Source organism: Salinivibrio socompensis S35, from assembly GCF_000513715.1.
Lineage (GTDB): Bacteria > Pseudomonadota > Gammaproteobacteria > Enterobacterales > Vibrionaceae > Salinivibrio > Salinivibrio socompensis.
Genome location: NZ_AQOD01000163.1, coordinates 1 through 8,368, shown reverse-complemented (window position 1 = coordinate 8,368; position 8,368 = coordinate 1). Strand labels below are relative to the sequence as shown.

The following is an 8,368-nucleotide window of genomic DNA, read 5'->3' as shown; positions in this document are numbered from 1 at the left end:
GTCCGGTTAGGTATGGAAGTCCTCAGGCGACCAGACTACGAAATTATAACTCAACACCTCTTAGCTGCGGCTGTGGTTCTAGCCCAGCAGCTCTTAAAAGAGGGCTATGCATTGGCGGATTTATGAGGGGATCTCTCAGTGCTGTGCCTTCTTGTCGCGATGCCTCTTCGCGGTAGAGCTTGGCTCGGGCACTCAGCTTCCAGCGATCGGACACATAATGATCTAGGCGCAACGACGCACTACCACCATCCAAGGTGCGGTTATACAAATCTTGCTGATAATTACGGGTTTCTTCCCCTTCCCAATAGCTCACATCTAGCAACGCACTGGTATCACCATGACGAAGCGCGAGACGACTGCCGACTCGGCCTTTGTCACTGAGCTCGCTATAAGTGACTTGCGCATCGGCGTACAGATCCTTGTTGCGGAGGAGATCGTCCGCGGACAGCGATGTCACGATCACGGCACCGCCTAATGCACCTGACCCATAACTGGTTGAGCTAGCGCCCTTCACGACTTGGATTTGCTTGGCGCTCGCGATATCAAAGGAATTACGCCCTGCTTTATCATTCAAGTCAGCCGCCCCGAACCCATCCGCGACTGGGACGCCATCTTCCACAATTAAGATACGGTTGCCGGACATGCCACGAATCGTGATGTTTTGAGGGCGACCCGCCCCGCCTGTGACACTGACTCCCGGTTCGTTTGTCAGTGCATCATAAAGCTCGGTGGCGCCCTTTTTTTGAATATCTTCGCCACGATAAATGGCGACCGAACCCGCTGTATCTGACGGTAATTCAGCAAATTTATTTGCCGTGACGACCACCGTCTCGACATGGCGATTTGTCGCCTCGCCAGAGGCATTCTCCTCGGTGTCGGCAGAATTGGCGTGCACAGTGCCAGTAGCCAGTGCCGTCAGTACTGCCACAGAGACAGAAGACAATTTCATTTAATACTCCGGTTAATTCACACGCTTCAGTTGGTGTAAGAGAAAGGCATAGTCGGTCGCTTGTTGCGTCAGCCCGTGACGCGCATCGGCTTGGTGGCCACGGGAAAAATCCGTCAACAACAAATAGGGGCCCGCTTGGGTGCTGGTTGCGGCTAAATGCGAAAGGTATTGCGCCCCCTCCCAAAAAGGCACACGCTGATCGTCCCAGCCGACACGCACAAGCATAGGGGGATAAGGGTTAGGATGGATGTTGCGCAAAGGATCATAGGCTTGTATGACCTCACGCTCTCCATTTTGCGAGGGATCGCCCCATTCTTGGTATTGCTGTGCGGTTAACGGCAACGCCGGATTCGACATACTGCCCAGCACATCGACAAAAGGGACATTGAGGCTAGCGGCGGCAAACGCTGCGGGCGCTTGGTTGAGTGCCGCGGCGACCAAGGTACCGCCGGCGCTGGAGCCCACAGCCGCGACTGCACGTTGTCCATCTTTATAACGACCCATCGCTTTGGCGACATCAATAAAGTCTTGGATGCCATGCTTTTTATTCATCCCGCTGCCCGCTTGGTGCCATGTTGCACCGTAATAGCCTCCGCCACGCACATGCGCAATCGCATAGATGACGCCCCGGTCCATCAGCGAGACGGTTTGCGGCATAAAATACGGTTTCATGGTGAACCCATAAGCGCCATACCCATAAAGCACCACCGGCGATGACGAGTTCAGAGCATCTTTGTGATACGCCAACGTGACAGGAATACGATGCGGTCCAACGTACAAATGTTCAGAGTGATAACGAGACGCATCAAAGTCGGAGTAATGATCGGCACTGACTTCACGACGCGTACCGGATTTGAGATTCAGTGCTTCCCATCGTGGTGGCTGCACGAGCGACATACTGCGAATAAATAATTGATTGCTTGCATAGTCACCCCCGCGTGAAAACCAAGCCACTTGACCTTGCTCAGCCAAAGGTTGTTTAACAACGCGCTCACCGTCCATATTGAGTAAGACAAACCACTGCTCCCCCTCTCGCTGTTCGGTCAGGACAATGCCATCTTTGAAGAGGTAAAACGTATTTAATTCAGCGCCCGATTCGGGGGCATAAATGACTTGCCAATCGTTCGGCGTCACGACAGCGGCACGATAAAACTGTTTCGTCCCTTGATGGTTGCTCAGCATCCATAACGCATCATCTGTCTGATCAAGATAGTATTCGACGTTGGGTTGACGCACTTTAAGCGGAGTAGACAGGCTGCCATCATTAAGACGGAGTAGACGCTGTTCGGTCGCCGATTCATTGTTGACTTGCACAATGGCCGTGTCCGTATTGCTGGCACGGTAGGCCGACAGCAACCAGGCAGGATCATCTTCTTCATACACCAACGTATCGCTACCTATTTCCCCTATTTCATGACGGAACAATTGGTATGGGCGCGCGGTTTTCGCGTCTTTGCGCACATAGTAGAGTTGCTGATTATCTGGTGACCAAATTAAAGATGAATCTGCCTCGGTGGCAACAACATCGGTTTGCCCCGATTGGCAGTTAATCAGCGCGATGCGGTAGTCTTCCTCACCGTGTATATCCTCGGCAATCGCGAGCCATTGTCCGTTGGGGCTCAGCGACCAACTACCAAGTTGGTAATACGCATGCTCAGCCGCCCGCGCCTCAATATTGAGCAATATCGATGCTTCTTCACTGCCTGCTTTGCGCATACGTAGCACGCGCTCACCATTAACCCGCGTTTGCAGAAATTCGCGACCATCACGTGCTAACCAAGGCGTAGAGCCGGTTTGAGGTGTGTGCTGCCATTCGTTCAGTAACGCATCCCGAAGCGACTGACTCGTCATCAGCGATTGTTCCGCACGCTGATTATGGCGTTCTAGATACGCCCGAATTTTATCCTGTTGGTGAGCCACATCCTGCAACCACGCAAACGACGACAACGCATCCGTTTCATCATCGCTATGGCTCAATGGCGACACAAACAAAAGCCCGATTAACAGCGCATTCACTAACTTCATGTTATACAAACATTAAATTGGGGGTAAGTTCAGGGGGCGCATCATAGATGCAAATACGATTGAGATCAATTATCATTTGTAATGATTTTTGAGGAAGATCTCATTCAGTCACATTGGCTGTAATAAGGCATTGTTATTCAAGTTGTAACGAGATAAAAGGCGATGATGAAGCGAAAACCACCTGTCACCTTAACCTCGCCGATACAAACACTTGGATTGCTGACAATCGTCGCGCTAGTGTGTGTAGGCGTCCATTATTCGTCGTTCGCTGAGGCGTGGATATGGCAGCGAAGTGCTCTTGCCTCAGGTCAAGCATGGCGCGTGGTGACGGGTAATTTCATTCATCACAACCTCTTCCATTTACTGACTAACATGACGGGATTAGGCGTTTTCGGCCTCGTGTTTTATCGACATATCAGCGCCGGCACGCTTGTATTGCTGCTCTTTTGGCTTGCGTGTGTGATTGGTCTGGTGATGTGGTGGGSCCCTATCAGCAGTACATGGGTATGTCTGGAGTGTTATACGGAATGTTTATGTTCGGTGCGTTAAGCACGATTCACACCCCAAGCGGGAAATGCATCGCTCTGATCACGGGTGTGAAATGTGTGGGTGACGCTATGCTGGGCCAATCACTCCCGATCCGCCAAGCACTCGGGATCGACATCGCTCACCTTGCTCATGCTACTGGCATCGCTGGCGCGCTTGTCTTTTTTGCAATGAAACAATTGAAACAAAGATGCATCACTGGCCATTGAGATCAAAGACCAGCAATTGATCCACTTTAATGGCAGTTACGATGAATACCTCGCTCACCTAGACAAAGTGCGTGCGGTGGCTTAATCATAAGACTGATCCTGCATTTGCCGCTGAACGGCTTTCATTCAGCGGCAATTCCCGCTATACCTAGAATAACGTTTGTATTCTCGATAACGGACAATGGATCATGAAATACGCTGCTACACTGTTAACCCTATCCAGTCTTCTTCTTACCACACCGAGCTATGCCCTTTTCGGCCAGGGCGATAAAACCACCGATGTGATGACGCAAATGGCGACCCAATTCGCCGGTGATAAAGCGAGTCAATCCCCACTGGTTCAATCGATCACCGAGCAAGTCGATGTCAGTCCAACCCAAGCTACCGGTGGTGCCAGCGCGTTACTTTCAATGGCAGCAAATGGTCTCACTGGTCGCGATCAGCAAGAGCTTGCGAGTTTAAGCCCAGATCTATCATCGCTGTCATCACTACTGGGTGATAACGCCCTCAGTGGCAGTATTGGCTCAATGAGTGAGTTGTATGGCACCGCAGAAAAACTCGGTATCGACGCCGCAACGTTAAAGCAGTTTGTGCCGGTTGTGCTCGACTATTTGGGCCAACAAGGAGCGAGTGACGGGTTACTAAGCTCTCTAACGCAACTGTGGCCTTAAAGCGATCCCACTCAATTACCGATTGAATCACTCAATCACTGCGAGCCTCGGCAGCTTGATCGAATGGCCACAACGCGCGGCAATCACTGACGCGCGTTTATTTATCTAATCATCAAGCAAAGCGCACCGAGACGCGTTATCATAGTCACCCTGTTGTTTAAGTTTGTATGATTATGCCTGCCCTTTCTTTCTCTGCGATCCCCGTTGGGATCCGCTTTATGCTTCTTTCTGCGCTTGGCTTTGCCTTGATGTCGGCTTGCGTGAAATACGTTGCCGTGAATGGTATTCCAGTATTTGAGATTGTCGCTGCCCGGGCGCTAGTTTCACTGTTCATCAGCTACACCGATGTTAAGCGTAAAGGCTTGTCCATGTGGGGCAATAATAAACCCCTATTACTCCTACGAGGTGTGTTGGGTACGTCGGCACTGATGTGCGTGTATTATGCAGTAACGACCCTGCCGCTCGCTGAAGCCACGGTATTACAATACACCCATCCAGTATTTACAGCGGTACTTGGCTTAGTGCTACTTAAAGAGCGGTTACAACGCGCCACCTTGGTCTGTATTGCACTTTGTTTAACCGGACTTTATGTCATGGTCCAGCCCAACCTCCATGATTCCATTGCAAATGCCCTGCCCACCTTTAGCGTGATCATTGCGTTGATAGGTGCATTCGGTAGTTCGATTGCCTATGTGATTGTGCGTAAGCTTAGCCGCACCGAAGACAGTTCAGTGATCATCTTATACTTTCCCATGATCGCTCTCCCTGTCGCGACCGTGCTGATGTGGCCACAATTCGTGATGCCAAGTTTATCGCTCACATTGCTATTGGTTTTGGTCGGTATCTTTACTCAAATTGGCCAATACGGGCTCACCAAAGCCATGCAAACCCAACAAGCAGGCGAAGCATCCGCCTATGCGTATGTGCAAATCGTATTTTCTACCTTAATTGGGGTATGGATATTTAACGAAGTACCGTCAATCTGGACGTATGTCGGTGGCGGGTTAATTGTGGCCGGGGCATTGTTTAACGCTATTGGTCATCGCTTATTTCGGCGACATGCTCGCGTGTAATTAATTGAGTTTCCAAGTAAATGGTAGTATCGCTGCTTGCCTACCAATAGGCAAGCAGCCTGAAACGTGATGACTATGTGCGGATATCCTGAATAGCACCGTTCAATGAGTCAACGTTATTTTTTAAATCAGACACAATCGGTCCGAGCTGATCAATCGCATCATGCATATCACTCGACAAGGTTTTTATGTTTGATAGATTACTCGAGATTTCGTCACTCACAGAAAGCTGTTCTTCCGTGGCCGACGCAATCGATGAATTCAGGCGATGAATTTCTACCGCAGATTCTTTGATCGTGCCAAGCGCTTCGTTTGCGGTGGTCATATTGTCACGTGTCGACGCGATCTTGTCTGCATTCACACGAATCGTCTGTGTCGATTGCTCTGCCTTGCTTTGTAATCCTCCTATCATTTCTTCAATCTCTCCGGCGGATTTTTGTGTCCGTTGCGCCAAGGATCTCACTTCATCGGCCACAACCGCAAAACCACGGCCTTGATCCCCCGCTCGCGCCGCTTCTATGGCTGCGTTTAATGCCAACAGATTGGTTTGCTCTGCAATGCCTTTAATCACATCAAGCACATTACCCACATTGGTGGATTCATCGGCAAGCTCTTGGATCACCTCTGACGTCTTGGTGAATTCTGTTTCTAAACTGCCAAACTCGGCCATGGTTTTATCAAAGACTTCTTTGCTCGTGCTGGTTTCTTTCTCTGTACTCCCAGCGTATTTTTCTGCCATGGAGGTATTCTCCGCTACCGTTGCAAGGGCAGACGTCATTTCTTCCATCGCAGTGGCACCCATCTCTAGTTCTTGGTTCTGCTGATTAGATATTTTGGCATTTTTACTGGTGATTTCGACTAAACTATCCGTGATCTGAGCAATCATATGATTAACGTCATTAATTTTCTCAATCGTCGATGAGTAGCTTTCTATTACTTTATTGACGGTGCTACCAATGGTTCCAATTTCATTCTTTTTACTATCGTCGACTCGCAACGTCAGATCGGAATTATCATCTACCTGTTTGAGTGTGGATGCCATTCTATCAATTGGATTAACAACAGTTCTCTTGGTGATGATGTATCCCAGAACCGCAATTAAGACCACCACCCCTAACGAGATATTGCCAATAAGTACCGTTTTTTTCACACTCGCGGCTGCCTCATTAAACTGCGCGTCCGTTCGCTGCTCTAACTCGATAAAAAAGCGTTCAATCGGCTTCATGATCTTTGCTTTTTCTTGGTGATATTGCGTGCTGTGCAACAGATCAACGGCCATTTGTCTATCTGGTTCCCCACGAACGGTATAATTACCACTGCTGTCCGGATAACGCCCTTTAACAGCGTTCATGGCTTTCACTTCCATATTCACCAGCCCATCAGAGTTCGCCTGTGCCTTTTTGAGCAAATCAAATTCTTTTTATGTAAAGCCAAGATCTTGCATGCGTTGATTTAACGAGATAGCTTGGCCATCTGGTTTGGGTTTTTGGCCATATTCTAATACTAGATCCCAATAAATCGTGTGGTAGTTAATTGGCCGAGGTTTCTCTCCGTTACGAATAGCCAAGATATCCATGTACATTTTTTCATACTTTTCTTCACCCGTTACCACGTACGTTCGACCTAGGCGCGTTAAGTCATCAGAGCTTTGTCTTAATTCATCGGCCGTTTGGTACGAGGCATACCGAACCTGTGCCATTTCATCAACTTTGTTCATCAGCCCATTCAGCTGAATAATAGTGAGAAAACTAACGACAATCCCGGCACCAATAATAAAAAACACTAACTTCATGGTGTTATTGATGTTCATATTCCACTCCTACCACTCAACAACAGACAACATCGACCAAAATGTCGCTACCGTTTTATCGTAGAATAGATTCTCGCCATCAATTAAAAAAAGCTGGACAGGAATGGTCTCCACGTCGATTAGTTTTTGATTACTCAATAGAAATAAATTCAACGATTAAAGTAAGGTCATAAAGTTAACTGACTCAAGGATGCGTTAAATTAGTCATTTCTATGGAAAACCTAGACAGGCATCAACGACGAGAGAAACATTGGTAAGGAGGAAAACTCAAAGCAGCTGCGGAGATAAACCCAACCATATGTCGGGGCTTGTGTCATCGACGCTGCCTGTTCGTAGGTCGGCATAAGCGCCAGCACAAGGCCAATTATTATCACGATGTATGCCGCGCGCAGTGCAACTGGCGCCCGTTGGCAATGTGCCCATATCCAACATTGCGCCGGGGCTTGTGTCACCTACGCTGCCTGTGCGGCAGTGAACTAAATGGCAATCAGCTCTTTGCGGCTCAGCGTTTTCTAAGCTGCCTGTGCGGCAGTGAACGTTCCAAGCGAAGAACAAATCTAACGTTACTTTTTCTAAGCTGCCTGTGCGGCAGTGAACGGGCGTCATTCTTTCGAGTGCTTCCGATTCAGTTTCTAAGCTGCCTGTGCGGCAGTGAATGCTTTTTCAGCTTGCTGCGCGCAATCAGTCGGTTTCTAAGCTGCCTGTGCGGCAGTGAACTGTGGGTCGCAGAGTGTCCGGCCAATGAGGACTTTCTAAGCTGCCTGTGCGGCAGTGAACATTTTCCTGCCTAACGTCTATGCCCGCGACGATTTCTAAGCTGCCTGTGCGGCAGTGAACAAGACGGCGAGTATAAATCGRCAACATCTCACTTTTCTAAGYCTGCCTGTGCGGCAGTGAACTGTACGAAGCCAGCCAACAGCTCGATCTGTCCTTTCTAAGCTGCCTGTGCGGCAGTGAACTTAAAAGCACGCGCCAAGCTCAAAAAGCAGGTTTTCTAAGCTGCCTGTGCGGCAGTGAAMCTGATGACCGTCGCCGCGGTTCTCTGCCCACTCACGTTTCTAAGCTGCCTGCGCGGCAGTGAACAT

The 8,368-nt window shown here is 49.2% G+C and carries 5 protein-coding genes and 3 pseudogenes; 5 read left to right on the top strand and 3 right to left on the bottom strand.

What is annotated here, in order from left to right:
- Positions 1–126, top strand: a pseudogene (locus DZ54_RS26395) (IS4 family transposase); the annotation flags it as partial.
- 349 nt (positions 127–475) lie between these two features.
- Here the strand turns inward: DZ54_RS26395 and DZ54_RS26390 are convergent.
- Both DZ54_RS26390 and DZ54_RS0115505 read right to left on the bottom strand, forming a co-directional pair.
- A pseudogene (locus tag DZ54_RS26390) lies at positions 476–949 on the bottom strand (TonB-dependent receptor plug domain-containing protein); the annotation flags it as partial.
- A gap of 12 nt (positions 950–961) precedes the next feature.
- On the bottom strand, positions 962–2,974 hold the full coding sequence (locus DZ54_RS0115505; protein WP_025675062.1) for a prolyl oligopeptidase family serine peptidase: 2,013 nt from the start codon (positions 2,972–2,974) through the stop codon (positions 962–964).
- Between the two features lie 162 nt (positions 2,975–3,136).
- On the opposite strand from DZ54_RS0115505, the gene DZ54_RS27605 reads away from it, so the two are divergent.
- The 4 genes from DZ54_RS27605 to DZ54_RS0115490 all read left to right on the top strand — a co-directional run bounded on the left by DZ54_RS27605 (position 3,137) and on the right by DZ54_RS0115490 (position 5,473).
- Complete coding sequence (locus DZ54_RS27605; protein WP_051416064.1) at positions 3,137–3,523, top strand: rhomboid family intramembrane serine protease; 387 nt, start codon at positions 3,137–3,139, stop codon at positions 3,521–3,523.
- Positions 3,430–3,729, top strand: a complete 300-nt coding sequence (locus DZ54_RS24995; protein ID WP_164831612.1) for a rhomboid family protein — start codon at positions 3,430–3,432, stop codon at positions 3,727–3,729. The genes DZ54_RS27605 and DZ54_RS24995 overlap by 94 nt, the downstream gene beginning before the upstream one ends.
- Before the next feature lie 188 nt (positions 3,730–3,917).
- Positions 3,918–4,400, top strand: a complete 483-nt coding sequence (locus DZ54_RS0115495) for a DUF2780 domain-containing protein (protein ID WP_025675060.1) — start codon at positions 3,918–3,920, stop codon at positions 4,398–4,400.
- A gap of 173 nt (positions 4,401–4,573) precedes the next feature.
- A complete protein-coding gene (locus tag DZ54_RS0115490) occupies positions 4,574–5,473 on the top strand; it encodes a DMT family transporter (RefSeq protein WP_025675059.1) in 900 nt (299 codons plus the stop codon).
- Positions 5,474–5,546: 73 nt separating this feature from the next.
- On the opposite strand, the pseudogene DZ54_RS22445 reads toward DZ54_RS0115490, so the two are convergent.
- Positions 5,547–7,283 (bottom strand): annotated as a pseudogene (locus tag DZ54_RS22445) (methyl-accepting chemotaxis protein).
- Positions 7,284–8,368 lie beyond the last annotated feature (1,085 nt).

What these genes read in the sequence shown, in the direction of transcription:
- DZ54_RS0115505 (WP_025675062.1), bottom strand. Translation starts at nt 2,974, where the DNA reads ATGAAGTTAGTGAATGCGCTGTTAATCGGGCTTTTGTTTGTGTCGCCA.
- DZ54_RS0115495 (WP_025675060.1), top strand. Translation starts at nt 3,918, where the DNA reads ATGAAATACGCTGCTACACTGTTAACCCTATCCAGTCTTCTTCTTACC.
- DZ54_RS0115490 (WP_025675059.1), top strand. Translation starts at nt 4,574, where the DNA reads ATGCCTGCCCTTTCTTTCTCTGCGATCCCCGTTGGGATCCGCTTTATG.